The 26,276-nt window shown below is 62.4% G+C and carries 23 protein-coding genes; 11 read left to right on the top strand and 12 right to left on the bottom strand.

Annotation, left to right across the window (positions count from 1 at the left end):
* Positions 1-70: 70 nt before the first annotated feature.
* Positions 71-553 (bottom strand): anti-sigma factor antagonist RssC, encoded by a 483-nt coding sequence (gene rssC / locus ACF8R3_RS17665; protein WP_058639645.1) that lies wholly within the window; start codon positions 551-553, stop codon positions 71-73.
* Positions 550-1,734, bottom strand: coding sequence for a two-component system response regulator RssB (gene rssB, locus ACF8R3_RS17660; RefSeq protein WP_144967467.1), 1,185 nt, complete (start codon positions 1,732-1,734; stop codon positions 550-552). Before rssB ends, rssC begins: the two co-directional genes overlap by 4 nt.
* Before the next feature lie 270 nt (positions 1,735-2,004).
* Between rssB and ACF8R3_RS17655 the strand changes: the two genes are divergently transcribed.
* Complete coding sequence (locus ACF8R3_RS17655; protein WP_078478271.1) at positions 2,005-2,304, top strand: PilZ domain-containing protein; 300 nt, start codon at positions 2,005-2,007, stop codon at positions 2,302-2,304.
* A 2-nt stretch (positions 2,305-2,306) separates the two neighbouring features.
* Here ACF8R3_RS17655 and ACF8R3_RS17650 read toward each other — a convergent pair whose 3' ends face one another.
* Complete coding sequence (locus tag ACF8R3_RS17650) at positions 2,307-3,014, bottom strand: VacJ family lipoprotein (protein ID WP_058605700.1); 708 nt, start codon at positions 3,012-3,014, stop codon at positions 2,307-2,309.
* A 356-nt stretch (positions 3,015-3,370) separates the two neighbouring features.
* On the opposite strand from ACF8R3_RS17650, the gene ACF8R3_RS17645 reads away from it, so the two are divergent.
* Entirely contained in the window at positions 3,371-3,634 is a 264-nt protein-coding gene (locus ACF8R3_RS17645) for a DUF4404 family protein (protein ID WP_023534264.1), read from the top strand.
* 136 nt (positions 3,635-3,770) lie between these two features.
* Here ACF8R3_RS17645 and queF read toward each other — a convergent pair whose 3' ends face one another.
* Positions 3,771-4,601, bottom strand: a complete 831-nt coding sequence (gene queF, locus ACF8R3_RS17640) for an NADPH-dependent 7-cyano-7-deazaguanine reductase QueF (protein ID WP_392515955.1) — start codon at positions 4,599-4,601, stop codon at positions 3,771-3,773.
* Between the two features lie 137 nt (positions 4,602-4,738).
* On the bottom strand, positions 4,739-5,254 hold the full coding sequence (locus ACF8R3_RS17635) for a plastocyanin/azurin family copper-binding protein (RefSeq protein ID WP_392515954.1): 516 nt from the start codon (positions 5,252-5,254) through the stop codon (positions 4,739-4,741).
* Positions 5,255-5,437: 183 nt separating this feature from the next.
* Between ACF8R3_RS17635 and ACF8R3_RS17630 the strand changes: the two genes are divergently transcribed.
* Both ACF8R3_RS17630 and ACF8R3_RS17625 read left to right on the top strand, forming a co-directional pair.
* On the top strand, positions 5,438-6,118 hold the full coding sequence (locus ACF8R3_RS17630; RefSeq protein ID WP_058639676.1) for a heavy metal response regulator transcription factor: 681 nt from the start codon (positions 5,438-5,440) through the stop codon (positions 6,116-6,118).
* Positions 6,115-7,464 carry a heavy metal sensor histidine kinase gene (locus ACF8R3_RS17625; protein ID WP_392515953.1) on the top strand — a complete coding sequence of 450 codons (1,350 nt, stop codon included), beginning with the start codon at positions 6,115-6,117 and terminating at the stop codon, positions 7,462-7,464. Before ACF8R3_RS17630 ends, ACF8R3_RS17625 begins: the two co-directional genes overlap by 4 nt.
* An 8-nt stretch (positions 7,465-7,472) precedes the next feature.
* Here the strand turns inward: ACF8R3_RS17625 and ACF8R3_RS17620 are convergent, their stop codons facing one another.
* From ACF8R3_RS17620 to ACF8R3_RS17610, 3 genes are read right to left on the bottom strand one after another with little or no spacing between them, the layout of a single operon-like run.
* Complete coding sequence (locus ACF8R3_RS17620) at positions 7,473-8,714, bottom strand: lipoprotein-releasing ABC transporter permease subunit (RefSeq protein WP_058639650.1); 1,242 nt, start codon at positions 8,712-8,714, stop codon at positions 7,473-7,475.
* A gap of 59 nt (positions 8,715-8,773) precedes the next feature.
* Entirely contained in the window at positions 8,774-9,457 is a 684-nt protein-coding gene (gene lolD / locus ACF8R3_RS17615) for a lipoprotein-releasing ABC transporter ATP-binding protein LolD (protein WP_174435400.1), read from the bottom strand.
* A gap of 7 nt (positions 9,458-9,464) precedes the next feature.
* Positions 9,465-10,715, bottom strand: coding sequence for a lipoprotein-releasing ABC transporter permease subunit (locus ACF8R3_RS17610; protein WP_058605705.1), 1,251 nt, complete (start codon positions 10,713-10,715; stop codon positions 9,465-9,467).
* A 93-nt stretch (positions 10,716-10,808) separates the two neighbouring features.
* Between ACF8R3_RS17610 and ACF8R3_RS17605 the strand changes: the two genes are divergently transcribed.
* Together ACF8R3_RS17605 and ACF8R3_RS17600 are read left to right on the top strand one after the other, a co-directional pair.
* Positions 10,809-11,393, top strand: coding sequence for a PilZ domain-containing protein (locus tag ACF8R3_RS17605; RefSeq protein WP_058605715.1), 585 nt, complete (start codon positions 10,809-10,811; stop codon positions 11,391-11,393).
* A gap of 26 nt (positions 11,394-11,419) precedes the next feature.
* Positions 11,420-12,142, top strand: coding sequence for a glycerophosphodiester phosphodiesterase (locus tag ACF8R3_RS17600; protein WP_392515952.1), 723 nt, complete (start codon positions 11,420-11,422; stop codon positions 12,140-12,142).
* Between the two features lie 42 nt (positions 12,143-12,184).
* Here the strand turns inward: ACF8R3_RS17600 and sthA are convergent, their stop codons facing one another.
* Positions 12,185-13,579, bottom strand: a complete 1,395-nt coding sequence (gene sthA / locus ACF8R3_RS17595; RefSeq protein WP_023534167.1) for a Si-specific NAD(P)(+) transhydrogenase — start codon at positions 13,577-13,579, stop codon at positions 12,185-12,187.
* 397 nt (positions 13,580-13,976) lie between these two features.
* Entirely contained in the window at positions 13,977-15,440 is a 1,464-nt protein-coding gene (locus ACF8R3_RS17590) for a glyceraldehyde-3-phosphate dehydrogenase (RefSeq protein ID WP_027915082.1), read from the bottom strand.
* Between the two features lie 168 nt (positions 15,441-15,608).
* Here ACF8R3_RS17590 and mfd point away from each other — a divergent pair, with 168 nt between their 5' ends.
* The 3 genes from mfd to ACF8R3_RS17575 are packed head-to-tail and all read left to right on the top strand — an operon-like array spanning position 15,609 to position 22,964.
* On the top strand, positions 15,609-19,058 hold the full coding sequence (gene mfd / locus ACF8R3_RS17585; protein WP_392515978.1) for a transcription-repair coupling factor: 3,450 nt from the start codon (positions 15,609-15,611) through the stop codon (positions 19,056-19,058).
* A gap of 9 nt (positions 19,059-19,067) precedes the next feature.
* Positions 19,068-19,634, top strand: a complete 567-nt coding sequence (locus ACF8R3_RS17580) for a peptidoglycan binding protein CsiV (protein WP_392475346.1) — start codon at positions 19,068-19,070, stop codon at positions 19,632-19,634.
* Positions 19,635-19,637: 3 nt separating this feature from the next.
* Positions 19,638-22,964 (top strand): SNF2-related protein, encoded by a 3,327-nt coding sequence (locus ACF8R3_RS17575; protein ID WP_392515951.1) that lies wholly within the window; start codon positions 19,638-19,640, stop codon positions 22,962-22,964.
* 62 nt (positions 22,965-23,026) lie between these two features.
* Here ACF8R3_RS17575 and nagZ read toward each other — a convergent pair whose 3' ends face one another.
* Both nagZ and ACF8R3_RS17565 read right to left on the bottom strand, forming a co-directional pair.
* Positions 23,027-24,025 (bottom strand): beta-N-acetylhexosaminidase, encoded by a 999-nt coding sequence (nagZ, locus tag ACF8R3_RS17570; RefSeq protein WP_392515977.1) that lies wholly within the window; start codon positions 24,023-24,025, stop codon positions 23,027-23,029.
* Between the two features lie 69 nt (positions 24,026-24,094).
* The gene (locus ACF8R3_RS17565; protein ID WP_058639655.1) at positions 24,095-24,808 is read right to left on the bottom strand and encodes a TetR/AcrR family transcriptional regulator; all 714 of its coding nucleotides are present in this window, start codon (positions 24,806-24,808) and stop codon (positions 24,095-24,097) included.
* Positions 24,809-25,037: 229 nt separating this feature from the next.
* On the opposite strand from ACF8R3_RS17565, the gene lexA reads away from it, so the two are divergent.
* Entirely contained in the window at positions 25,038-25,646 is a 609-nt protein-coding gene (gene lexA / locus ACF8R3_RS17560; protein WP_023534260.1) for a transcriptional repressor LexA, read from the top strand.
* 13 nt (positions 25,647-25,659) lie between these two features.
* On the top strand, positions 25,660-26,136 hold the full coding sequence (sulA, locus tag ACF8R3_RS17555; protein WP_058639656.1) for an SOS-induced cell division inhibitor SulA: 477 nt from the start codon (positions 25,660-25,662) through the stop codon (positions 26,134-26,136).
* Positions 26,137-26,276: the final 140 nt, after the last annotated feature.

Raw genomic sequence — 26,276 nt, 5'->3', positions numbered from 1 at the left:
TTACAGCTACCGCGTAGTTGGCCACTTCTGGTGAAGCGGCCATTGGCCCGTCACAATGCAGCGAACAGGGTCAACTGCGCTCCAGCGCACTCACCAGGTCATGAAAGGCTTCGCGATTGGACTCATTCAAGCCCATCAGAATACGGTGCGCTTCCAACACCTTGGCGCGCACCACCTCCTCGTTCTGATCCTGGGATGGCAGGTCGGACAGGCATTCGGGGCATGGGATGGGGCGGTCGACAATGTTGAACACCTGATCGAACCCCATCGATTGCAACAGACGGGAAATATCCGGGTTGGTAGTCACGACGGTCGGCAGCAGACCCACTTTCTGTCGCGACAGGATCGACAACTTGGCGAGCAAGCCAAGGGTGGTGCTGTCGATGCTTTCGGTTTCGGTCAGGTCGATCACGATGGTCGAGAAATTCAGCGCGGTGAATATTCGCTCGATCGTTGCATCGAGCGCCGAACACAAGGTCAGGCGCACTTCACCGACGAACTTCAGTACGAAGGTACCGTCCTGCTCGGCGAACTGGATTCTACCGGTACTCATTGAAGGTTCCTGCTCAACACCAATAGGGCGATATCATCCGGCATCTCCCCTAGCGTAGCCAATCCAAAACGTTGACGCAGCCCATCCAGGCTACCCTCTGCCGCCCTGACGATTTCAGGCAACGCGGCTTCTTTATCTTTGAGCGTATCACCTGGCAAAAGGTCCAGGATGCCATCGGACATCAGGCTCAGGCTAAAACGCGGTGGCAGTTCGATCACCAGGTCCTGATAGCGGGCCTCCTCGAACAGCCCCACCGGCAAGCCGCGGCCTTCAAGGTAGCGGGTGTGCTCGGGCGTGTGCAGCACCGGCAGCGGCAAGTGCCCGCCTACGGCATAGGTCAGCAACCCGGTGTCCTCATCGATCACCCCGCCCACCATGGTCACGTGCTTGCCCAGCTTGCAGTTGATCAACCCACGGTTGATGTGGCTGAGTACTTCAGAAGGCTGGAACTCGCGCATGTTTTTGCCACGCTTGAATTCGAACAGAAGGCGGGTGGTCATGAACTTCAGCAGCACGGTGACAAAGGCCGAAGAAGCGCCGTGCCCGGACACGTCGGCCAAGTAAAAAACAATGCGCCGCTCATCCACACGGAAGTAGTCGGCGAAGTCACCTGACAGATACAGCGACGGGATGATCTGGTGCTCGAAGGCAAAATCACCCGCATGCCAAGGGCTCTGGGGCAACATGTTCATCTGCACTTGCCGACCGGCGGTCTGGTCTTCCTGCAACAGGTGCAGACTGGCCTCCAGTTCGCGGTTGGCAGCCTCGAGCTTCTCGCGGTAGCGCTGGTTTTCCAGCACAAGGTGGGCGCGATCCAGCGCACGGCGCACCGAGTGCTCCAGCACCGCCAGGTCTTCGAGTGGCTTGATCAGGTAGTCCGCAGCGCCCAGGCGCAATGCATCCACCGCATCGGCCATGACACCGGCACCCGACACCACGATCACGGGTAACTGCGGTGCACGCGCGCTGATCTGACGAATTAGTTCGAGCCCGCCCATTTGCGGCATGCGCAAATCGCAGATCACAAGATCAGGCTGGTGTTCTTCGAAGACCTGAAGCCCCTGCTGGCCATTGCCAGCCTGGAGAACGCTGAAGCCACTGTCTTCAAGATACGCGGCGAGGCTTGCACGGACCACGTCGTCGTCATCGATGATCAGCAGCGTTGCACTGGTTTTCTGCATGTGGGCGAACGGCGCCGATTGGGGTTTGTGCAGCGAGCCGGTAAGGCAGACCAACAGCTGCGGGAATTCTTAACAGGTCGCAGGCTCTTTGCAGTTGTAGGGCAAGAAAGCCTACCCGGCAACTGAGAGATATGCGGTGTAAGGCGCAGACGGTACTCCCATCCGCCAGGGGTTTCAAGCATCGAACGGTACGCTTGAGCGGCTTTACAGGGCAAATCACCGAGACTTATAAGAAACCTTCACGATGTAACCTCACAGGAAGGATGCAGCATGCTCGATACCGCCACCAGCCACAGCGAGAAACGCGATTTCATCCGCATGCGCATCGACACGCCGGTCACCCTGGTGCACGAGGGTAACGTCATCGCCGCCGTGTGTCTCGACCTGTCCAGTAGCGGGATGCAAGTAAAAGCCCCTCAGCCGTTCCAGGTCGGGGATCGGCTGGAGGTGCGCCTGGAGTCTGATCACCCGTCGCTCGAAGGCTTGCACGCCACGGCGGAAGTGGTGTGGATCGCGGCCCAGGCGGATGGGCAGCATACGTTCGGGCTGCGCATCCTGGCCATGCGGTAGGGTTAGAAATCGTCCTCGACTTCGCCGTCGCGCACCTTGAACTCACGGTTCTGCAGGTAGGCGTTGCGAATGAAGATGTATTTGTCCCCCTGAATCAGCTTCTCGGCCGGCAGCAGGCTCGCACGGGTATCCACCACGTCCAGGGCGAAGGCCGAGTTGCGGGTAGGGACATGGTCCACGTAGCGATAAGGCCGGGTGAAGGTGTCCGGGTACTTGGCTACACCATCGCGCACGGTGCTGGGGCCGAGCAACGGAATGACCACGTACGGGCCGCTGGGTACACCCCAGTAGCCCAGGGTCTGACCGAAGTCTTCATCGCTGCGTTGCAGGCCCATCTTGGTGCCGACATCGAAGAACCCCGCCAGGCCGAAGGTGGTGTTGACGATCAGGCGCGCCGTGTCCACCCCTGCCGCATGGGGCTTGAGCTGCAGGACGTTGTTGGCCAGATTGGTCACATCGCCCAGGTTGCGGAACATATTGTGAATGCCGTCTTCGAGAAACTGCGGCGTGACGGTGTCATAGCCCTTGGCGAGCGGCTTGAGCGCGTAGGTATCGAGGGTATCGTTGAAGCGGAAGATCGGGCGGTTAACCGCTTCCCAGGGGTCTTCTTCGGTCGCGGCCTGGGTAGCCGCCACCGGCGCCAGCAGCATGCTGGCGCATACACAGGCCTGGGTGACTCGTTCGATCACACTGGCACCGATCCTACGCATAGTGTTTCTCCATCAGGATTATCGGCCGCAAGCGCAACGGGCGCGCTGCTGTAGTGCGGCAGTATAGAGTTTTGCAGGCCGATAGACAGCTTTCGGCAGCCATGAAGTTTAATGTGACCAAGTGTTGCGTCAGTCGTGCTACGCGATGGCTGCAAGATTCAGCGGAAAAGCCATTGGTCGCCTGCCTTGTGGATGAAAATCATCGCTTGGCAGTTGATACGCGAGAAATACAGACACAGCCCAGCGGCTGCCAGTCATGCAAATCCAAGGCGAAGGGTTTACGCTCAATACAGGCCAGAACCTTTGCCGCCTCGCTGAGGTCCATGGCTTGCCAAACCCATGATGGAGAATTGCCAATGCCTGCCCGCGAATTGCAAGAGCGCCTCAACAGCCTGCGCGAGCAACTGGATCGCAACGTGCCACTTTCGGACGAAGAGCTGGCTGCGCTCCACGAAGAAGCGCGCCAGATCGAAGCGCAACTGAAGCTGGAAAACGCCACGCCTGACAACAACCTGGCCGACGGTGTGAACCTCGCCGTGGAGCGATTTGAAGCCGACCACCCTGACCTGACGGCCACCCTGCGCAGCATTGCCAACTCGCTGCACAGCATGGGTATCTGAAACATACCGCTCGGGCTGCTGCGCGCCCAGCGCAGCGCAGTGGCCTGTCTTGACCCGCACTCAGGCCAGAGGCGAACAGCACATGGCCTGCTGTCAGGATCGGCTGCAGTTCAACGCAGGCGCACCTCTGCGGCGGTCACTGCCTGGCCAGCCGCCCATTGTTCACGACGATTTCCCCCATGCTGCGGTAGGGGTTGATGTCCAGCCCACCTCGGCGCACATACCGGGCATAAACGGTCAAGTGCTCAGGCTGCAACAGATTTTTCAGGTCCAGATAGATGCGCTCCACGCATTGCTCATGGAAGTCCGCATGCTGGCGGAAGCTGATGAGGTAGGTCAGCAGGCTGGCATGATCAAGCGCGCTGCCTTTGTAGGCCACTACCACACTCCCCCAGTCAGGCTGTCCGGTGACCGGGCAGTTGGACTTGAGCAAATGGCTGTGCAGCGTCTCTTCGACCACCTGATGGGCATCGCATTGCAACAGCTCCGGTTGCGGCTGCGCATAGTTGGAAATAGCCACGTCCAGCCCATCGATGCAGGTGCCTGGCAAAGCGACCACGCCTTGGGCCTCAACCTCTTCCAGCGTTTTGACCTTGACCCCTACCGCCTTGCCGGCGGCCGCCGAGAGCTCCCTCTCAAGGCACGCCTGCAACGGCTCAATGCCCGCAAAAACGGTCTGGTTCAACGAGTTCAGGTAAAGCTTGAATGACTTCGATTCGATGATGTTGGGCGAATCAGCCGGGATGGCGAACTCGCCTATGGCTACCACGGGCTTGCCCGAGGGCAGCAGCCAGGACAGCTCGAAGCAATTCCAGTAATCCACACCTTGCCACGGTAGCGTCTGCGCGGTGACACCCAGCTCCGCCCACTTGGCGGTGCGTGGGATCGGGAACAACAGCTCCGGGGAATAGGTGGCGACGTATTCACTGGACTTGCCCAGCGGGGAGTGTTCGGCGGCAGGGTGCATTGGAACTGACCTGAAAGTGTGGAGTGGACGCTAGCGTTCGTACGGTGCGCGCCCCCATTCTGGGGCAATCGTGTCGTGTACAGGATGACGCGTAGGGCGCCCAGTCTACCCTTTTGCTTGCCGCCTTGCAGCGCCACTCATTCGATGATCAGCGGCCCCACCATGCCCGCTTGGTAATGGCCTGGCACATTACAGGCGAATTCGATGGGTGCAGAGGCCTTGAAGGTCCAGGTCAACTCGGCGCGCTGGCCAGGCATCACCAGCACCGTGTTACCGCCGCCATGCCCATGGCCTGCGCCATGATCATGTCCGCTCATGGCGCCATGCCCCATGCCCTGTTCGCCTACGGCCGCAGTGGACAGCTCGCCTTGCATGGCAATCATCTGCTTCTGGTGTTCGGCATGCATGGCCTTGTCACCCAGGTTGAACTCGTGGGGCAATTGCCCTTCGTTGATCAACACGAAGCGCACCGTCTCACCCGCCTTGACAGTGAGGCTGGCGGGCTCGAAGGCGATGTCCTTGAGCCTCACCTCGACCGTGCGGGTGGCTTTTTCGGCTGGCGCAGGCTCACCGAAAGCCAGTGTATGGGCGGTGCCTGCCTGAGCAAGACTACTGGCCAGCGTCAGTGCGCAGGCAAAGATAAAGCGAGACATCGGGGTTTCCATTCGTTGGATTGAACAGCGCGATGTTAAGCCCATGCGACTGCCATGAACCTGACCGCTGCATTACAAGCCTGTCAGTTTGGCCGAACGCCGCGCAGGTCACGTATGATCCTGGCACCTGTGCGCCGGCTGGACTCCACCGCGGCGCCGCATCGCCAGCCGGAGCTTGCCTCAATGAAACTGTTGATCGTCGAAGACCAAGTGCGTACTGGCCAGTACCTGCATCAGGGCCTGAGCGAGGCCGGCTTCACGGTAGAGCTGGCCACCGATGGCGAGACAGGCCAGTTCCTGGCCCTGACGGGCGATCACGATCTGCTGATCCTGGATGTGATGCTGCCAGGGCGCGACGGCTGGCAGATCCTCAAGGCCGTGCGACAAGCCGGTATCGATACGCCTGTGCTGTTTCTGACCGCCCGCGATGCCATCGAGGACCGGGTACATGGCTTGGAACTGGGCGCCGATGATTACCTGATCAAGCCATTCGCCTTTTCGGAGCTGCTGGCGCGTGTGCGCAGCCTGCTCAGGCGCGGGGCCACGCCCAGTGCCGATACCTCGCTGGCGGTGGCGGACCTGCGCCTTGACCTGATTCGCCGGCGTGTCGAGCGCGGCGGCCAGCGCATCGACCTGACCGCGAAAGAATTCGGTTTGCTCGAGCTGCTGTTGCGCCGTCAGGGTGAAGTGCTGTCCAAGGCGCTTATCGCGTCCCAGGTATGGGACATGAACTTTGCCAGCGACACCAACGTGATCGAAGTGGCCATTCGGCGACTGCGGGCCAAGGTGGACGATGCCTACGACGACAAGCTGATCCACACGGTGCGCGGCATGGGTTATGTGCTGGAAGTGCGTTCATCGTGAGGCGCCGCATTTCGCTGACCAGCCGCCTGGCGCTGCTGTTCGCCGCCTGCACAGCTGCGGTTTCGCTAGGGGCGGGCCTTGTGTTCAATCAGGCCAGCGAGCAGCATTTCATCGAACTCGACCAGCAGTTGCTGGCGTCGCGCCTGTCATTGTTGCGCCGTCACCTCACTGACGTCGGCACACAAGCCGATCTGCAAACCCGCCTGCCTGCCCTACACGAGGAGCTGAGTCATCAGGCCGACCTGTCCGTGCGGGTCACCTCAGGCAGTGGCGCCACTTGGTTCGAGAGCCGCGCCGGCCTCCCCCCTGCGCCCTCCTCCACGGGTTTGAACACGCTGCACGCGCAGGGCACTGACTACCGTAGCCTTGCTGTGGCGCTGATGCCCGGCAGCGCGGCCTCACCGCACCTTGTGCTGTACCTTGACATCACCCATCACCAGCATTTTCTGCAAGGCATGCAGCGTCTGGTCTGGCTGACAGTCGGGCTGTCGGCGCTGGTCACCGCCCTGCTGGGCGGCTGGGCAGCACGTAGTGGCCTGCGCCCCTTGAGGCAGATGGGGCGCATCACCGCACGCGTCTCTGCCCGCTCGCTCACCACTCGCCTACCTGTGGAGCAGATGCCTGCCGAACTGGCCCAATTGGCTGACAGCCTCAATGCCATGCTGCAGCGCCTGGACGATGCGTTTCAGCGCCTGTCGGCGTTTTCGGCCGATATCGCCCATGAACTGCGTACGCCGCTGTCCAATCTGCTGACCCACACCCAGGTCACCCTGACTCGCCCACGCAGCCTCGACGCCTACCGGGAGGCATTGCACGACAACCTCGAAGAGCTGCAAGCGATGGCGCAGATGATCAATGACATGCTCTTTCTGGCCAAGGCCGACCAGGGGCTATTGGCACCCGGTGACACTCCACTGGCGCTGCATGATGAAGTGGATTCGCTGTTGGAGTATTACGCCCTGGCTGCTGAAGAAGCGGCCGTGCAGCTGACACGCCAGGGGCAGGCGTGGCTGCCCGGCGACCGGACCATGCTGCGCCGGGCGCTCTGCAACTTGCTCGACAACGCCTTGCGCTTCACGCCTGCGGGCGGACAGGTGCGGATCACACTGGCGGCAGGGCCGAGCATTACCGTGGCCAACACCGGCAGCGCCATCGAGGCGACGGCACTGCCACGGCTGTTCGATCGTTTCTACCGGGTGGACCCTTCCAGGCATGACGGCGGCGGCGAACATGCCGGCCTGGGCCTGGCGATCACGCGGTCGATCGTGCAGGCCCATGGCGGGCGGATTCAGGTGGCGTGCGAGGCTGGCTGGACCCGCTTCACGCTGGACTTCACAGGCCGGTAAAGGCTCCGTCAAACCGCCAAGCCAATGGCCGGTTGTACCTGGGAAGCCCGGTAGGCTGGGTAGAGGGTAGCCAAGAAGCTCATCACCAGCCCCGCCGCGCAGATCATCACCACGTCCCCGCTTTGCAGCTCCGATGGCAGGCTGCTGATGAAGTACACGTCGGAGGTGAAGATATGCTGACCGCTGATCCGCTCCAGCCAGCCCACGATCTGGCTCACGTTGAGCGCGGCGATCACCCCCAGCACGCCGCCGATCAGCGTGCCGACCACGCCAATCAAGCTGCCCTGGACCATGAACGTACCCATGATCTGCGCAGGCGTTGCCCCGAGGGTACGCAGGATGGCGATATCCGGCCCTTTGTCGTTTACCACCATGACCAAGGTGGCGATGATGTTGAACGCGGCCACGGCAATGATCATCAGCAGCAACAGGCCGATCATGGTCTTTTCCATCTTCATGGCGCTGAACAGGCTACCTTGGGTATGGGACCAGTCATCTGCCCGATAGCCCTCACCCAGCTGCGCTGCGATGGCCTTGGACACCTGCGGGGCGGCGTACAGGTCATGCAGTTTCAGCCGCACACCCTGCACCTGGCCGGGCGCCCAACGCTGCATGCTCGCGGCATCGGCCATGTGAATGTAGGCCTGGGAACCATCGAGTTCGGCGCCCACCTTGAAGATGCCCACCACGGTCAAGCGCTGCATGCGTGGGGTGATCCCGCCAGGCTCGCTGCTGATCTCCGGCACGATCAAGGTCAGTTTGTCCCCGGTATTCAGCCGAAAGCGGCGGGCCGTCAGCTCGCCGATCACCACGCCGAACTCGCCCGGCTGCAAGTCCTGCAGGCGGCCCTGAACGATGTGCCGCCCTACGATCGACACCTTGTTTTCCTCGGCCGGGTCGATACCGCCAACCTGAATCGGCTGCATGGCGCCCTTGTAGGACAGCATGCCTTCCATTTCGGTGATCGGGGCCGCGGCAACCACGGCAGGGTTTTTCATGGCCGCATCGGCCACCTGCTGCCAGTTGTCCAGCGGCTGCTGGCCCAGGATGGCCGCGTGGGGTACCAGGCCCAGGATGCGCGAGCTCATTTCGCGCTGGAAGCCGTTCATCACCGACAGCACCACGATCATGGCCAGCACGCCCAGGGACAGGCCGATCATCGAGGTCATGGAGATGAACGAGATGAAATGGTTGCGACGCTTGGCCCGGGTATAGCGCGCGCCGATGAAGATGGGCAGGGGTCTGAACATGTGCGGATACACCCAATCAAAACAGGTCGCGGGATGAAAGGGTCACCCCGCTCGGTCGGTCAGATCGCCACCAGGTGGCCATTGTCGAGTTTCAGTACACGGTCCATCTGACGCGCAAGGCTCAGGTCGTGGGTCACCACCAGGAACGCCGTGCGCGAAGCGCTGGACAGTTCCTGCATCAACTCCTGGATGCCCTGTGCAGTATGGTGATCGAGGTTCCCGGTGGGTTCGTCCAGCATCACCAGGCCTGGGCGGTTGACCAGCGCACGTGCGATGGCCACTCGCTGACGCTCGCCGCCAGACAGCTCGGCCGGCTTGTGATTGAGGCGATGCCCCAGCCCAACGCGTTTGAGCAGCGCCTCGGCACGTTCACGCGCCTCTGGAATAGCCGTACGGCCGATCAGCAGTGGCATGCACACGTTCTCGAGGGCCGTGAATTCGGGCAGCAGGTGATGAAACTGGTACACGAAGCCCAACTCGCGGTTGCGCAGCAGGCCCCGGGCGCGCTCGCCCAATGCCGACAGCTCTTCGCCGGCCAGCCAGACACTGCCCTGGGTGGGGCGATCCAGGCCCCCCAGCAGGTTGAGCAAGGTGCTTTTGCCCGACCCCGAACTGCCGACAATGGCGATACGCTCGCCGGCGTGCAGTTCAAGGTTCAGGCCAGACAAGACCTGCACCGACTCGGGGCCCTCATCGTAGGACTTGCCCAGGTTGCGGCAACTCAGAACGGCTTTATCACTCATGCGCGACTCACTCATAACGTAACGCCTCTGCCGGCTGGGTGCGTGCCGCACGCCAGGCAGGGTACAGGGTGGCGAAGAAACTCAGGACCAATGCCGCACCACAGACCATGTACACATCCTGGGCCTGGATCTGCGAGGGCAGGTAATCGATGAAATACACGTCGGCGTTGAGGAATTTGTGGCCGATCAGGTGCTCGATACCGGCGATGACCGTGCTGACGTTGAGCGCCGCAATGATGCCCACCACGGCCCCGATCAACGTGCCCACCACACCGATCACAGTGCCCTGCACCATGAAGATGAGCATGATTTGCCCAGGGGTGGCGCCCAACGTGCGCAGGATGGCGATGTCCCCCCGCTTGTCGTTGACCACCATCACCAGTGTGGAAATGATGTTGAACGCGGCAACCGCGACGATCAGCAGCAACAGCAGGCCGATCATGGCTTTTTCCATGCGAATGGCCTGGTAGAGATTGCCATGGGTACGGGTCCAGTCGCGGCTATAGAAATCCTGGTCACCCAGTTGTTGGGCGATGTCGTAGGCCACGCGCGGGGCCTGGAACAGGTCATCGAACTTCAAGCGCAGGCCCTGCACCTGGTCGGGCTTCCAGCGGTGCAGGCGCGACAGGTCGGCGATGTTGGTCAGCCCCAGGTAACCGTCGATCTCGCCGGCCCCCACATGGAAGGTGCCCACCACGGTGAAGCGCTTCATGCGCGGGAACATGCCGGCCGGCGTGACGCTGACCTCCGGGGCCACGAAGGTGAGTTTGTCGCCTACGGCCACACCCAACTTGGCCGCGGCCTTGTCACCGATCATGATGCCCCACTCGCCGGGCGCCAACTGGTCCAGCCGGCCCTGCTGGACGAAGTTGTCGATGATCGACACCTCCCGTTCCCGGGCCGGATCGATGCCGTTGAGCAGCACCTTCTGCACCTTGCCGTCATGGGTGAGCAGACCCTGCATCTGGGTGAAGGGCGCGACCGCCACCACCTGCCGATTCTGCTTTACTTGTTCGGCAAGGGCAGGCCAGTCGGCGATGGGCTGGCCGCTCTCGAGCGTGGCGTGAGGGATCATGCCCAACACGCGGGTGCGCATCTCGTGGTCGAACCCGTTCATCACCGACAGCACCACGATCATGACTACCACGCCCAGGGCGAGGCCGATCATCGAGGTCAGGGAAATGAACGAGACGAAGTGATTGCGACGTTTGGCACGGGTATAACGCGTGCCGATGAATGCGAAAAGAGGTCTGAACATGTCGGGGCTTGTTCGGATGGAAGGGAACGTCCTTGTGGCGAGGCGCCTATGGCGGCTTTACACTCGGACCACCGCCGCTACCATGGGTTCGCCATGACGACATTAGACGAAGAAGATCGCCGCGAATACTACCGCATCGCCGATCGGATCGCACTTCAAATCAGCCCATTGAGCGCGGCCGAAGCCCTGGATCCAGATGTGTTGCAGGATGATTCCCCGCTGTTCAATCTGCTCAGCGAGCTGCACCTGGCCGACTTCGAGGCCCAGCACCTGCTGCGCCAGCTCAGCGACAAGGACCGCACCCTTGCAGCGTTTCTGCGGGTACAAAACAAGCGCCTGGACGTGCTCAGCGCCGTGGTCGCCCATACCCTGCTGGGCGAGGTAGGCCAGCCGCAGGCAGTCGTGGTGTCCGAAGGTGGCCTGGAGTGCATCCAGCCAGAGCCCTTTGCACAGGGTACCCAGGTGAAGGTACAAATGGTGCTGATGCCGCGCGCCCACGGCCTGCTGTTGCGCGGCAAGATCACCCATTGCGACGCCAGGCCCCAGGGCGGCTTCGAGGTCGGCATCGAATTCATCGACATGGTCGATGCCCAGCGCCAACTGCTTGCCCGCTACATTCTGCAACGCCAGCAACAGCAAAGACGCCAGCAACTGGAACAGAACGCCCCATCACCCTGACTCATTTTCTCACTGAAGGAACGAACGTGACCCTGATCTACGGCCATCGCGGCGCCAAGGGCGAAGCACCCGAGAACACCCTGAACAGCTTCCGCCAGTGCCTGTCCCACGGCATCATGCGCTGCGAGCTGGATCTGCACCTATCGGCCGACAACCAGCTGATGGTGATCCATGACCCTACCCTCAAGCGCACCACCGGCAAGCGCGGCAAGGTGGTCGAGCACCCGGCCGAAGACCTGGTCAAGCTCGACGCACGTCAGGGTGGCCCGGGCTGGGTCCAGCCCTGCCCCATCCCACGCCTGGAAGAGCTGTTCGTGAAGTGCCCGTTCGAGCACTGGCAGCTGGAAGTCAAGAGCGCCTCGCGCACCCGCGCAGCCACTACGGTGCTGGCCATACGCGAGCTGGTCCAGCAGTTCGGCTTGCTGGACAAGGTGACGATCACCTCAAGTTCACGCGAAGTGCTGGGCGCCGCTCAAGAATTGGTGCCGGACGTGCAACGCGGCCTGGTGGCCGAATACGCCTGGCTCGACCCGCTGAAGGTTGCACAGAATTATGGTTGCCAGATGCTGGCACTGAATTGGACGTTGTGCACCCCGGAACGCCTGCAAAAGGCGCAGAAGCAGGGTTTGCACGTATCGGTATGGACGGTCAACGAGCCGGCGCTGATGCGCAGGCTCGCTGATTTTGGCGTGGACAGCCTGATTACAGACTTTCCCGGTTTGGCCAGGACCACCCTCGGGCAGGGTTGAATTCGGTCTCTCCGACCGGCTCAGGCCACCGGTCGGAGCCGCTCAAAAAAGCCGGTTCAGACCGTCATAGGCCGCTACCCGATAGGCCTCTGCCATGGTCGGGTAGTTGAACGTGGTGTTCACAAAGTACTTGAGGTTGTTCAGCTCGCCTGGCTGGTTCATCACTGCCTGGCCGATATGCACGATCTCGGATGCCTGGTAGCCGAAGCAGTGCACACCCAGCACCTGCAGGGTCTCGCGGTGGAACAGGATTTTCAGCATGCCCTGGGGCTCACCGGCGATCTGCGCCCGGGCCATGCTCTTGAAGAAGGCCTTGCCCACTTCATAGGGCACCTTGGCCTGGGTCAGTTCCTGCTCGTTCTTGCCGATCGAGCTGATCTCCGGAATGGTATAGATGCCCGTCGGCACATCGTTGACGAAACGCCAGCTGCCGTTGTCGACGATGCTGCCTGCGGCCGAGCGGCCCTGGTCGTGCGCGGCACTGGCCAGGCTCGGCCAGCCGATCACGTCGCCTGCGCCGTAGATATTCGGCACGCTGGTGCGGTAGGCCTCGTCCACTTCGATCTGACCGCGGCTGTTGACCTTGATGCCGATGTTCTCCAGCCCCAGCTTGTCGGTATTGCCGGTCCGCCCGTTGCACCAGAGCAAGGCATCGGCCTTGATCTTCTTGCCCGACTTCAGGTGCAGGATGACGCCGTTGTCCAGGCCCTCGACCCGCTCATAATCTTCGTTGTGGCGCACGGTGATGTTGTTGTTGCTGAAGTGGTAGCTCAGGGCCTGGGAGATTTCCGAATCCAGGAAACTGAGCAGTTGCCCTCGGTTGTCCACCAGCTCGACCAGCACACCCAGGCCGCTGAAGATCGAGGCGTACTCGCACCCGATCACGCCGGCGCCATACACAATCAGCTTGCGCGGGGTGTGGCTGAGGCTGAGGATGGTGTCGCTGTCGTACACACGCGGGTGGTTGAAGTCGATGTCTGCTGGTCGGTAGGGGCGCGAACCGGTGGCGATGATGATGTGCTTGGCGTTGAGCTTTTCCACCACGCCATTGGGGCAGACCACTTCGACGGTCTGCTCGTCAGCGAAGCTGCCGGTGCCGAAGAACAGGTCGACGCGGTTGCGGGCGTAGTAGCCCGTGCGCGAGGCCACCTGCTTGGCGATGACCTTTTCGGCGCTCTTGAGCACGTCCGGGAAAGAGAACCAACGCGGCTCGCCGATGGCGCGGAACATGGTGTTGGTGTTGAACTGCATGATCTGCCGCACCGAGTGACGCAGTGCCTTGGACGGGATGGTGCCCAGGTGGGTGCAGTTACCCCCGACCTGGCGACGGGTGTCGACCATTGCCACCTTGCGCCCTGCTTTGGCGGCGTTCATTGCCGCACCTTCCCCGGCCGGGCCGGAACCCAGCACCACTACGTCGTAGTTGTAGACAGCCATGCGTACTCCTTCAGAACTGGCCCGCAAGCCACGGTCGCTTGCGGCGCACGATCATGCCGCCTCGGCGCCATGAGAAAAATCGGGTGCAGTCTAATCAAGCGTGAACGGCGCGCACATTAACCCTTGGTCGCGTCGTAGGCCAATTTCGCCCGCACTACATAAAGCACCGTCTCCCTGGCGGCAATCATCCTTGTCCACGCTTTCGACCACCTTGCACTGCCTGCTCAGACGGAAAAACCGCCCAGGCACCTGCGAAACGGCGGTTATTGTCCCTGAAATGTTGCGCTGAGTCACTCGATGACCCCCTGCGCCCTGCTAGGACAAGCGCCCTTGCCCGGCAGCGCAAACGAAAACGGGAACCCGAAGGTTCCCGTGTGTTCAGCGTCTGACTGGCCGATCAGCGTGGAAAGGCAGGTGGGTTGACCCCGGCCATGTCTTCCATCACGCGCACGACCTGGCAGCTGTAGCCGAACTCGTTGTCATACCACACGTACAGCACGACGCGATTGTCGTTGCAGATGGTGGCTTCGGCGTCTACCACACCGGCGTGGCGCGAACCCACGAAGTCGGTGGAGACCACTTCCTGGGAGCTCACATAGTCGATCTGCTTGTGCAGGTCCGAGTGCATGGCCGTCTGGCGCAGGTACTCGTTGATTTCCTCGCGGCTGGTGGCCTTTTCCAGGTTCAGGTTGAGGATTGCCATCGACACGTTCGGCGTCGGCACGCGAATGGCGTTGCCGGTCAACTTGCCCTTGAGCACAGGCAGGGCCTTGGCGGCGGCGGTGGCAGCACCGGTTTCGGTGATGACCATGTTCAGCGGCGCGGCGCGGCCACGGCGGCTGCCCTTGTGGAAGTTGTCGATCAGGTTCTGGTCGTTGGTGAACGAGTGAACGGTTTCGACGTGGCCGTTGACGATGCCGTACTGGTCGTTGACGGCCTTGAGCACCGGCACGATGGCGTTGGTGGTGCAGGAGGCGGCGGAGATGATCTTGTCATCGGCCGTGATCTCGCCGTGGTTGATGCCATGCACGATGTTCTTCAGGGCACCCTTGCCAGGTGCGGTGAGGATCACGCGGCTGGCACCCGGGCAGGCCAGGTGCTGGCCCAGGCCGTCGGCATCACGCCATACGCCGGTGTTGTCCACGATCAGCGCGTTGTCGATGCCGTACTGGGTGTAGTCGACTTCGCTCGGGTTCTTGGCGTAGATGATCTGGATCAGGTTGCCGTTGGCCGTCAAGGTGTTGTTGGCTTCGTCGATGGTGATGGTGCCATCGAACGGCCCATGCACCGAATCACGACGCAGCAGGCTGGCACGCTTGACCAGATCGTTCTCGGCGCCTTTGCGCACGACGATGGCACGCAGGCGCAGGCCGTCGCCACCACCGGTCTTCTCGATCAGGATACGCGCCAGCAGGCGACCGATACGGCCGAAACCATACAGCACGACGTCGGTGCCTTTGCGCGCGGCGGCGTTCTGCTGGCCCACCACGTCAGCCAGTTCTTCACGCACGAACTGCTCGGCGCTGCGGCCGTTGCCTTCGAGCTTGAACTTGTTGGCCAGCTTGCCCAGGTCGACCGAGGCGGCGCCCAGTTTCAGCTCGCTCATGGCCTTGAGCAGGGGGAATGTCTCGTGAACGGACAGTTCGGTTTCGTCGGTCTGGCGATGACGCGCAAAGCGGTGTGCCTTGAGGATCGAGATAACCGAACGGTTGATCAGGCTGCGGCCATAGATCGAGCTCACCACATTGTTGTTGCGGTAGAGCTGACCGATAAGCGGGATCATCGCTTCAGCCAGGGCTTCACGATCGATCCACTCACCAAGACACTGGTCGGGCTTCTGAGTCACGGGAACCTTCCACATGTAGGGACAGAAAAAAGGGGCTACATTATGACGCCCCGATGCGTAACCGGCAATGAGCGCCTGTCGTGGTCACGCACATCGATCATCCTGCCCCATTGGAGCCTGACAGCCGCCAGCGTCACCGGTACAATCGGTCTCTTTGCCGAAACGCTTGGAGTGCAATCTCCCGTGTCAGTTCTGCGCCTACCGCAACTGTCGGCTACCGCCGGCAAACAAACCTGGGGCAACCTGCCCGGTGCCGCCCTCAGCCTTGCCATCGCCGAGGCCGCCAGCAGCGCTGGCCGCTTCACCCTGCTGCTGACGGCAGACAGCCAGGCCGCCGACCGCCTGGAGCAGGAACTGAAGTTCTTCGCGCCCGAGTTGCCGGTGCTGCCGTTTCCCGACTGGGAGACCCTGCCCTACGACCTGTTCTCGCCCCACCAGGACATCATCTCCCAGCGCATCGCCAGCCTGTACCGGCTGCCGGAGCTGAGCCACGGCATCCTGGTAGTGCCCATCACCACGGCCTTGCATCGCCTGGCCCCTACCCGCTTCCTGCTGGGCAGCAGCCTGGTGCTGGACGTGGGCCAGACCATCGATGTGGAGCAGATGCGCAGCCGCCTGGAAGCCAATGGTTACCGCTGCGTGGACACCGTCTATGAGCATGGCGAGTTCGCCGTGCGTGGGGCCTTGATCGACCTGTTCCCGATGGGCAGCAAGCTGCCCTACCGCATCGACCTGTTCGACGACGAAATCGAAACGCTGCGCACGTTCGACCCCGAGACCCAGCGCTCGATCGACAAGGTCGACTCCATTCGCCTGCTGCCGGCACGCGAATTTCCGATGCAAAAAGAGGAAGTTACCCGATTCAAGGCACGCTTTCGCGAGCGTTTCGACGTGGATTTTCGCCGCAGCGCGATCTTCCAGGACCTGGCCAGCGGCATCATCCCGTCCGGTATCGAGTACTACCTACCGCTGTTCTTCGAAGAAACCTCGACCCTGTTCGACTACCTGCCGGCCGATACCCAGGTGTTTTCGCTGCCGGGCGTTGAGCAGGCGGCCGAACACTTCTGGAACGACGTACGCGGGCGCTACGAGGACCGCCGGGGCGACCTGAGCCGGCCCTTGCTGCCGCCGGCCGAGCTGTTCATGCCGGTTGAAGACTGTTTCGCGCGCCTCAAGCAGTGGCCACGGGTGGTGGTCAGCCGCGATGACCTGGACCCAGGCGCCGGGCGCCAGCGCTTCGCCGCCCGCCCCCTGCCTGACCTTGCCATCGAAGCCAAGGCCAACCAGCCGCTGGCGGCATTGGCAGGGTTTCTCGACCAGTTCGATGGGCGCGTGTTGTTCACCGCAGAATCGGCCGGACGCCGCGAAGTGCTGCTGGAGCTGCTCGAACGGCTCAAGCTGCGCCCGAACACGGTCGAAGGCTGGACCGACTTCGTCACCGGTAGCGAACGCCTGAACATCACCATCGCACCGCTCGACGAAGGCCTGCTGCTCGACGACCCGGCCATGGCCCTGATCGCCGAAAGCCCGCTGTTCGGTCAGCGGGTGATGCAGCGCCGCCGCCGCGACAAGCGCGGTGAAACCGCCAACGATGCCGTCATCAAGAACCTGACCGAGCTGCGTGAAGGCGCGCCGGTGGTGCATATCGATCATGGCGTGGGCCGCTACCTGGGCCTGGCGACGCTGGAAATCGACGGCCAGGCCGCCGAGTTCCTGACCCTCCAATACGCCGAGGGCGCCAAGCTCTACGTACCGGTTGCCAACCTGCACCTGATCGCCCGCTACACCGGCAGCGATGACGCGCTGGCGCCCCTGCACCGCCTGGGCTCGGAAACCTGGCAGAAAGCCAAGCGCAAGGCCGCCGAACAGGTACGCGACGTCGCCGCCGAGCTGCTCGACATCTATGCCCGCCGTGCAGCGCGCAAGGGTTACGCGTTCGCCGACCCGGCCGCCGACTACGCCACGTTCAGCGCAGGCTTCCCGTTCGAAGAAACCCCCGACCAGCAAGCGGCCATCGAAGCGGTACGCGCCGATATGCTGGCGCCCAAGCCCATGGATCGCCTGGTGTGCGGCGACGTAGGCTTCGGCAAGACCGAGGTGGCCATGCGTGCAGCGTTCATCGCCGTGCACAGCGGTCGCCAGGTGGCTGTGCTGGTGCCCACCACCCTGCTGGCCCAGCAGCATTACAACAGTTTCCGCGACCGTTTTGCGGACTGGCCGGTCACCGTCGAGGTGATGAGCCGCTTCAAGTCGGCCAAGGAAGTGGCCAACGCCGCGGCCGAGCTGGCCGAGGGCAAGATCGACATCCTGATCGGCACCCACAAGCTGCTCCAGGACGACGTGCGCTTCAAGGACCTGGGCCTGGCCATCATCGACGAAGAGCATCGTTTCGGGGTGCGTCAGAAAGAGCAGCTCAAGGCGCTGCGCAGCGAAGTGGACATCCTGACCCTGACCGCCACGCCCATCCCGCGCACCTTGAACATGGCCGTTGCGGGCATGCGCGATCTGTCGATCATCGCCACGCCGCCGGCCCGGCGCCTGTCGGTACGCACCTTCGTCATGGAACAGAACAACAGCACCGTCAAGGAAGCGCTGCTGCGCGAACTGCTGCGCGGTGGCCAGGTGTACTACCTGCACAACGATGTGAAAACCATCGAGAAATGCGCTGCCGACCTGGCCGAACTGGTCCCAGAAGCGCGTATCGGCATTGGTCACGGCCAGATGCGCGAGCGCGAGCTGGAGCAGGTGATGAGCGACTTCTATCACAAGCGCTTCAACGTGCTGGTGGCCTCGACCATCATCGAAACCGGCATCGACGTACCCAGCGCCAACACCATCGTCATCGAGCGTGCCGACAAGTTCGGTCTGGCCCAGTTGCACCAATTGCGTGGCCGGGTCGGTCGCAGCCACCACCAGGCCTATGCCTACCTGCTGACGCCAACGCGCCAGAAGGTCAGCGGCGACGCCGAAAAACGCCTCGAAGCCATCGCCAACACCCAGGACCTGGGTGCCGGGTTCGTGCTCGCGACCAACGACCTGGAAATCCGCGGGGCTGGCGAGTTGCTCGGGGACGGCCAGAGCGGTCAGATCCAGGCGGTGGGCTTTACCCTGTACATGGAAATGCTCGAGCGCGCCGTCAAGGCGATCCGCAAGGGCACCCAGCCCAACCTGGAACAACCGCTGGGCGGCGGCCCGGAAATTAACCTGCGCCTGCCAGCCCTGATCCCCGAGGACTACCTGCCGGACGTGCATGCGCGGCTGATCCTGTACAAGCGCATCGCCTCGGCGGCCGATGAGGAAGGGCTCAAGGACCTGCAGGTCGAGATGATCGACCGCTTCGGCCTTCTGCCAGAGCCCACCAAGAACCTCATGCGCCTGACGCTGCTCAAGTTGCAGGCGGAGAAACTGGGCATCAAGAAAGTCGACGCTGGCCCCAATGGCGGCAAGCTCGAGTTCGAGGCCGAAACGCCGGTCGATCCTCTGACCCTGATCAAGCTGATCCAGAGCCAGCCCAAGCGCTACAAGTTCGAAGGCGCCACCCAGTTCCGCTTCATGGTCCCGATGGAGCGGCCTGATGAGCGTTTCAACACCCTTGAGGCGCTGTTCGAGCGCCTGACACCAAAGCCTGCCTAAGGAAGATCCATGCGCGCCATTCGCTGTCTGACCCTGCTGCTGGTGGCGTTTGCCCCAGCGGCATTCGCCCAGGGCCCGTATCAGGTCGAAATGATCCTGGTAAGGCAGAACAACGTACCCGCGTTCACCAGCCCGTTCGCGCCTGAAGACTGGAGCGCTGGCGCGCCACGGCTGGACAAAGGCGCAGAGCAGCGCCCGGTGCTCGAAGACGAGGCCACACGCTTGAGCGCCACGGCCGACTACACGGTACTCATGCACCGGGCCTGGCAACAGCAGGTAGGCGATGGGCCCAGTCGCATCGCATTCGGTGAAGGTACCGAGCAGTTCGGCCATTTCCCGATCGAGGGCAACCTGAGCATCACCCAGGGTCGCTTCATCCAGGTCGAAGCCAACCTATGGGTCAACCAGCTCGACGGCAACGGCAGCGTGCTGCAGAGCGAGCAATTTCGGCAGGCCAACAGCAATGTGAAAGGCGGACAACTGACCTACCTGGACGGCGGTCATCTGGCCATGCTGTTGAAGATCACCCCACCCGGCACACCCAAGATGCCGTCGCAGGACATGCTGGAGCAGTGACCCATGAGACGTAAAGGACCTGATGCCTTCGAGCTGCTGAACGAGTACCCCAACTGGATCGAATGTTTCGATGCAGGTGCTCTCAAGCGAGGCGAGGTCTATGCGAGCGAGGGCAAGGCTGAGCTTGCGTACCTGGACGGGCAAAGGTTTTCTGCGCTGTGCGAAGGCAGTGCGGGACAAACCTACAGGCAGACCATCGAAGTGAGCGTGCATGCCGGGCGCTGCATCGTCGAGGGCGACTGCAGTTGCCCTGTGGGGTACAACTGCAAGCATTGCGCAGCCGCGCTGCTGCTGATCAGCGACCCCTTCGACAAGCCACTGATAGCCAAGCCCACCTCTGCACAGATGTCAGCCGAGCTTCAGTATTGGCTCAGCAATCTCGAGCAAGCGCCCGCACCGGTCAAACCCGGCAAGGACAAGCGCGGGCGCTCGGTCTGCTACAACCTGCACCTTCAGGACGATGCCAGTTGCTCGGTGGTCGTGCGCAAAGGCACCGAAACCGAAGACGGCATTCGCTTCAGCCGGGTGCAATCGGTCTACGACTTCCTGTACGACCGGCCAAAATTCGTGACCGAAGAAGACGCACGCATCCTGCGTCTACTCTCCTCGCTCAACCAGGGGGGCGGCCAGGAGCGGGGCTACAGGCTGACCGGGGGCGAAGGCGGTGAGTTGCTTCAGCGCATTATCGACACGGGCCGGCTGTACCTGTTCGACACTCAACCACCACTGCAGCCCGGGCCGGTGCGCCAGGGCGAGTTTCGCTGGGTGCGCCTGGACAATGGTGCGTACCGTGGCTTGTGGTTCACTGGCGAGGATAAATCCAACTGCGTCATCCCATTGCTTCCGCTGTACTACCTGGACATGGTCACCCATGAGATCGGCGTCCTGGAGCATGAGCTAAACCCCCACGTTGCGATGCAACTGACCCTCGCGCCCGAGGTGCCGGAGCACCTGGTCGTGCCGCTCAGCCACAAGCTCAACGCCTTGAGCCATGCCGTGCCGACACCGACCGAGGTCCAGGAGCAACACGTCGATGACATTCAGCCCACCGCGCACCTGGTACTTGGGAGCCTGGAGTTCACCGCCTACATGCCCAAGACCGGTCGCATGCAGCGCCAGATGCAGCACCGCGCCGCGTTGTCGTTCGACTACGACGGCCTGTCGGCCAGCGGCAATACCGACAAGCCGCTGACGCGTCTGGTGGGCAGCGTGAGCCAGCGCATCAGCCGCCAGCCCAAGGCTGAGCAAGCCCTGCGCAATGTCCTGCGTGACATGGGGTTCAAGGTCGCGACCCGGCAGAGCAAGGCACTGCCCGACAGCGCCGGCGAAATGTTCCTGCTTCCCGACGACGAGGCCTGGCTGCAATTCGTGCGCACCAACCTGCCCCAGCTGCGTGAAGCGGGTTGGCAGGTGGACGTCAACCGCGACTTCGCGTTCGACTTGCAGGAGGTAGAAGACTGGTACGCCACGGTCGATGAAACGCCAGGCCGTGAATGGTTCGACCTTGAGTTGGGTATCGTCGTCGAAGGGCAGCGGCACAGCCTGCTGCCCATCGTCCTGCAACTGTTGCGCAACAGCCCTGAGCTGCTACGCCCGAGCGAACTGGCCAAGCGCAACGACGAGGAGCACCTGCTGATCGATCTCAACCGCGGCCGGATCGATGCCCCTGCCCTGCGCGTGGCTCTGCCTTATGGCCGGGTCAAGGCCGTGATGGCGACCTTGGGCGAGCTGTACCTGAGCGAACCTGAGGCCGGAACGGCACTGCGCATGAGCCGAGCAGACGCTGCGCGCCTGAACGGGATCGAAGCGCTGCCCCTGCATTGGGAAGGCGGTGAGCATGTGCGCGACCTGGGTCGCCGCCTGCGCGATGCCAGGGATCTGCAGGTCGCTCCCCCTGCCGGCTTGCAAGCCAACCTGCGCGGCTACCAGCAGCAAGGGCTCAACTGGCTGCAAGCACTGCGGGAAATGGGCACCGGTGGCATCCTTGGGGATGACATGGGCCTGGGCAAGACCTTGCAGGCCCTGGCCCATGTGCTGCTGGAAAAAGAAGCGGGCCGTTTAGGCGCGCCAGCACTGGCTGTCATGCCGACCAGCCTGATACCCAACTGGCTGGACGAGGCGCAGCGCTTCGCACCCGGCCTTCGGGTGCTGGCCCTGCACGGGCCAGCCCGCAGCAAGCATTTCGCCCGCCTGCACGATTACGACCTCATCCTGACCACCTATGCACTGGTACCCCGCGATCTTGCGCATTTGCGTGCACAGCCATGGCACCTGCTGTTGCTCGACGAGGCGCAGAACATCAAGAGCAGCACCAGCAAGGCAGCCATGGCCGTGTGCCAACTGCAGGCTACCCAGCGCCTGTGCCTGACCGGTACACCGATGGAAAACAATCTCGGCGAGCTGTGGTCGATCTTCCACTTCCTGATGCCCGGCTGGCTGGGTGACCTCAAGCGCTTCAATCAGGACTACCGCACGCCTATCGAGCGCCAGGGCAATACCGAGCGCCTGACCCACCTGATCACGCGCATTCGCCCCTTCCTGCTGCGCCGCACGAAAGAGCAGGTCGCCACCGAGCTGCCAGCCAAGACAGAGCTGGTGCACTGGGTCGAACTGAGTGACGCACAGCGTGACACCTACGAGGCCGTGCGGGTGGCGATGGACAAGAAGGTTCGCGACGAGGTAGCCCGCAACGGTGCCGCACGCAGCCAGATCGTCATCCTCGATGCACTGCTCAAGCTGCGACAGGTGTGTTGCGACTTGCGCCTGGTCAAGGGCGTGGACATCAAGGGCAACCAGAGCGACAAGGGCAAGCTGGGCGCGCTGCTGGAGATGCTCGAAGAGCTGATGGGCGAAGGCCGCCGCGTGCTGCTGTTCTCCCAGTTCACCTCGATGCTGTCGTTGATCGAGCAGGAACTGAAAAAGCGCAGCATCCGTTACAGCCTGTTGACTGGCGACACTCGCGACCGCCGCACCCCTGTCCAGCAGTTCCAGGAGGGGGACAGCCAGGTCTTTCTGATCAGCCTCAAGGCAGGCGGGGTGGGCTTGAACCTGACGGCAGCCGACACCGTCATCCATTACGACCCGTGGTGGAACCCAGCCAGCGAAAACCAGGCGACCGACCGGGCCTACCGCATTGGCCAGGACAAGCCTGTGTTCGTGTTCAAGCTGATCACCCGCGGCACGGTGGAGGAAAAGATTCAGCTGTTACAGCAGGAAAAAGCAGCGCTGGCTGCCAGCCTGCTAGACGGTGGCAAGGCCGGGCAATGGCGACTGGGGGACGAGGAAATAGAGGCGCTGTTTGCCCCGTTGCCGGGCAAGCGCGGTCGGTAGCAGCTGTCGGAACGCGTACCCGCTGGGTATACGCGTTCCGACAGCTGCTGGACGATGAGCGGCTAGTCGATCAACTGCGCGTCCTTGAGCGCACACAGCGCCTGCAGCCAAAGCGGATGCTGGCGATAATCGGTGCAGGCGGTGCCTTGGCCGCGCATGCTGGCGATCCGAGGTGACGGCGTGACCTGCATACGCTGAGCAGCACCAAGCGCCAGTTCGGCCGCAGCACGGTCGTTGCAAACCAGCCCCATGTCGCACCCGGCACTGAACGCGGCCTCGATGCGGCTGGCCGCATCACCGACCACATGAGCACCGGCCATGGACAGGTCGTCACTGAAGATGACCCCGTCGAAACCTAGCTCGCCGCGCAAAATATCTTGCAGCCACCGGCGGGAAAAGCCTGCCGGACGGTTGTCGACCTGCGGGTAGATCACATGGGCAGGCATCACTGCTGCCAATTGACCACTCAGGCGGCTGAACGGCACCAGGTCTGCCCCACGCAGTTGCTCCAGGCTACGCTCGTCAGTGGGTATCGCCACGTGGGAATCGGCTTCTGCCCAACCATGGCCTGGGAAATGTTTGCCACAGGCAGCCATGCCTGCCGCGTTCATGCCGCGGATGAACGCGCCGGCCAATTGCGTAGCCCGCAGCGGATCACCTTCGAAGGCGCGGCTGCCCACCACCGCGCTGCGCTGGTGATCCAAGTCCAGCACCGGAGCGAAGCTCAGGTCCAGGCCAACGGCAAGGACTTCGGTCGCCATCAACCAGCCACATTGCTCGGCTAGGTACTCGGCATTGGCAGTGTCGGCCAGGGCACGCATCGCCGGCAGGCGCACGAACCCCTGGCGCAGACGCTGTACCCGACCGCCCTCCTGGTCGACGGCCAGGATCAGGTCCGGGCGCAGCGCACGAATGGACGCGCACAACGCACGCACCTGGCGCGGGCTGTCGATGTTGCGGGCGAAGATGATCACCCCCCCCACTTCGGGCTGGCGCAACAGCTGCCGGTCTTCGGCGGTCAGCCAAGTACCGGCGATATCCACCATCAAGGAGCCTTGCAGGCTGGCGGTCATGAGAAATCCTTCAATAGAGACAGGGGAAAGCCCGCTTAGGGCTGGCGACTGGCGAGTTCATGCCTTGGCGGGGGCTGCACCGCTGACAGTCTTGCTGCGCGGGCGCAACTGGGCGCTGGCCATGGCCGCATCGGTGACGCCGGTATCGGCACGCATGCCGGCAGCCAGGAACGGCACCATCAAGCGCATCACCTGCTCGATGGAGGTGTTGATGCCAAAGTCAGTCTCGGCGATGGCTCGCAGCGCCTTGATGCCCGACATGCTGAACGCAGCAGCCCCGAGCATGAAATGCACACGCCAGAACAATTCGAGCGGAGGAATGCGTGGCGCGGCTTCGTTGACCAGCAACATGTAGCGGCGGAACACCTTGCCATACATGTCTTCGAGGTAACGGCGCAAATGGCCTTGGCTCTGGCTGAACGCCAGGCCCAGCAGCCGCATGAAGATCGACAGGTCGTTGTTGCTGCGCGGCTGCACGGCAAGGGCTTGCTCGACCAGCATCTCCAGTAACTCTTCGAGGGTAGGCTTGTGCTCGGGGCGGGCCTGGCGCCGCTCCAGCTCGCGCTCAAGGCTGGCGCAGAATGGCCCCAGGAAACGAGAGAAGACCGCTTGGATCAGCGCTTTCTTGGAACCGAAGTGGTAATTCACCGCCGCCAGGTTAACGCCGGCCTTACTGGTGATCAGCCGCAACGAGGTTTCGGCGAACCCGCGCTCGGCGAACAGCTGCTCGGCAGCATCGAGGATGCGTTCAACGGTTTCCGATTGGGCCATGACTACTCCAAGCACTCCGCCATACAAACAGGTGTTTGAAACATACGTTTCAACCCCCCTTCTGTCAAGCGTTCGTGACCGGCCGGTCAACCATATCGTTGCGAGGGCGTTTGGCGGCGAACCCGGTGTAATCCGTGGCCATCAGCTGGCCTGGGCGGTGGGAGAGCTTGCGGCGCGCCGAATACTGTATATAATCCCAGTCACTGTACAAAAAGACAGAGCGCTGATCATGTTGAAACTGACGCCACGCCAAGCCGAAATCCTCGCCTTCATCAAGCGCAGCCTCGAGGATAACGGCTTTCCGCCGACTCGTGCCGAGATTGCCCAGGAGCTGGGCTTCAAGTCACCCAATGCCGCCGAAGAGCATCTCAAGGCGCTGGCCCGTAAAGGCGCTATCGAGATGACGCCAGGCGCCTCCCGAGGCATTCGCATTCCCGGCCTCGAAGCCAAGGCCGAAGAAGCCGGGCTCCCGATCATCGGCCGCGTTGCTGCCGGCGCCCCGATCCTTGCCGAGCAACATATCGAGCAATCCTGCAACATCAACCCAGCCTTCTTCCACCCCCAGGCCGACTATCTATTGCGTGTGCACGGCATGAGCATGAAGAACGTCGGCATCCTCGATGGCGACCTATTGGCGGTGCATACCTGCCGCGAAGCCCGCAACGGCCAGATCGTCGTGGCGCGCATCGGCGACGAAGTCACCGTCAAGCGCTTCAAGCGCGAAGGCAACAAGGTTTGGCTGCTGGCCGAAAACCCGGAATTTGCCCCTATCGAAGTCAACCTGAAAGATCAGGAACTGGTGATCGAGGGCTTGAGCGTCGGCGTCATTCGCCGCTGAATCAGGAGGCGTCATGCAGCCATTCACCCATACAACCGAGCAAGTCCAGTTGCCGCTGTTCGAAGCATTCCTCGCCCAGCCTGTCCTGCCTGGCCTCAAGGCCAGCGAACTGGCGCGCAAGAGCGACATGCCCGACCTGTTCAGCGAATTGTCACTGCACGGCGCCCCTAGTCACTGTCACACCTTGCTGGCACCTGTGCTACGCGAACTCAGCGAAGAAGACGAAACTCGCTGGTTGACCCTCATTGCACCACCGTCGAGCCTGACACAGGCCTGGCTGCGCAGGGCTGGGCTCAACCGCGAACGCATTCTGCTGCTTCATCCGCGGGGCAACCAGCTTCCCTTGCAGTTGGCGTGCGAAGCCTTGCGCCTGGGCCGTAGCCATACCGTGGTCAGCTGGTTGGGGAGCATCAATGCCAACGCACGTCAGCTGCTGTTGCGTGCGGCAAGCGTAGGTAACGCGCAAAGCCTGAACATTCGTTTCGGCTGACACTGCGGCATTCGTACTACCGGCCTGACCGCTCCAGGCCATGCTCGCCATGACGAGTAAAGAACGCCCAAAAAGCGCAACGCTTTTCCGACACTCCCACACTCATTTGTTCGATACGTTTGCCGCCGACACCGGCCAGG

This window comes from Pseudomonas sp. FYR_7, assembly GCF_043106155.1.
GTDB classification, from domain to species: Bacteria; Pseudomonadota; Gammaproteobacteria; order Pseudomonadales; family Pseudomonadaceae; genus Aquipseudomonas; species Aquipseudomonas parafulva_B.
The sequence above is the reverse complement of the archived record's forward strand: the minus strand, read 5'-3'. Positions and strand labels throughout refer to the sequence as shown.

What these genes read in the sequence shown, in the direction of transcription:
- rssC (WP_058639645.1), bottom strand. Translation starts at nt 553, where the DNA reads ATGAGTACCGGTAGAATCCAGTTCGCCGAGCAGGACGGTACCTTCGTA.
- rssB (WP_144967467.1), bottom strand. Translation starts at nt 1,734, where the DNA reads ATGCAGAAAACCAGTGCAACGCTGCTGATCATCGATGACGACGACGTG.
- ACF8R3_RS17655 (WP_078478271.1), top strand. Translation starts at nt 2,005, where the DNA reads ATGCTCGATACCGCCACCAGCCACAGCGAGAAACGCGATTTCATCCGC.
- ACF8R3_RS17650 (WP_058605700.1), bottom strand. Translation starts at nt 3,014, where the DNA reads ATGCGTAGGATCGGTGCCAGTGTGATCGAACGAGTCACCCAGGCCTGT.
- ACF8R3_RS17645 (WP_023534264.1), top strand. Translation starts at nt 3,371, where the DNA reads ATGCCTGCCCGCGAATTGCAAGAGCGCCTCAACAGCCTGCGCGAGCAA.
- queF (WP_392515955.1), bottom strand. Translation starts at nt 4,601, where the DNA reads ATGCACCCTGCCGCCGAACACTCCCCGCTGGGCAAGTCCAGTGAATAC.
- ACF8R3_RS17635 (WP_392515954.1), bottom strand. Translation starts at nt 5,254, where the DNA reads ATGTCTCGCTTTATCTTTGCCTGCGCACTGACGCTGGCCAGTAGTCTT.
- ACF8R3_RS17630 (WP_058639676.1), top strand. Translation starts at nt 5,438, where the DNA reads ATGAAACTGTTGATCGTCGAAGACCAAGTGCGTACTGGCCAGTACCTG.
- ACF8R3_RS17620 (WP_058639650.1), bottom strand. Translation starts at nt 8,714, where the DNA reads ATGTTCAGACCCCTGCCCATCTTCATCGGCGCGCGCTATACCCGGGCC.
- lolD (WP_174435400.1), bottom strand. Translation starts at nt 9,457, where the DNA reads ATGAGTGATAAAGCCGTTCTGAGTTGCCGCAACCTGGGCAAGTCCTAC.
- ACF8R3_RS17610 (WP_058605705.1), bottom strand. Translation starts at nt 10,715, where the DNA reads ATGTTCAGACCTCTTTTCGCATTCATCGGCACGCGTTATACCCGTGCC.
- ACF8R3_RS17605 (WP_058605715.1), top strand. Translation starts at nt 10,809, where the DNA reads ATGACGACATTAGACGAAGAAGATCGCCGCGAATACTACCGCATCGCC.
- sthA (WP_023534167.1), bottom strand. Translation starts at nt 13,579, where the DNA reads ATGGCTGTCTACAACTACGACGTAGTGGTGCTGGGTTCCGGCCCGGCC.
- ACF8R3_RS17590 (WP_027915082.1), bottom strand. Translation starts at nt 15,440, where the DNA reads ATGTGGAAGGTTCCCGTGACTCAGAAGCCCGACCAGTGTCTTGGTGAG.
- ACF8R3_RS17580 (WP_392475346.1), top strand. Translation starts at nt 19,068, where the DNA reads ATGCGCGCCATTCGCTGTCTGACCCTGCTGCTGGTGGCGTTTGCCCCA.
- ACF8R3_RS17575 (WP_392515951.1), top strand. Translation starts at nt 19,638, where the DNA reads ATGAGACGTAAAGGACCTGATGCCTTCGAGCTGCTGAACGAGTACCCC.
- ACF8R3_RS17565 (WP_058639655.1), bottom strand. Translation starts at nt 24,808, where the DNA reads ATGGCCCAATCGGAAACCGTTGAACGCATCCTCGATGCTGCCGAGCAG.
- lexA (WP_023534260.1), top strand. Translation starts at nt 25,038, where the DNA reads ATGTTGAAACTGACGCCACGCCAAGCCGAAATCCTCGCCTTCATCAAG.
- sulA (WP_058639656.1), top strand. Translation starts at nt 25,660, where the DNA reads ATGCAGCCATTCACCCATACAACCGAGCAAGTCCAGTTGCCGCTGTTC.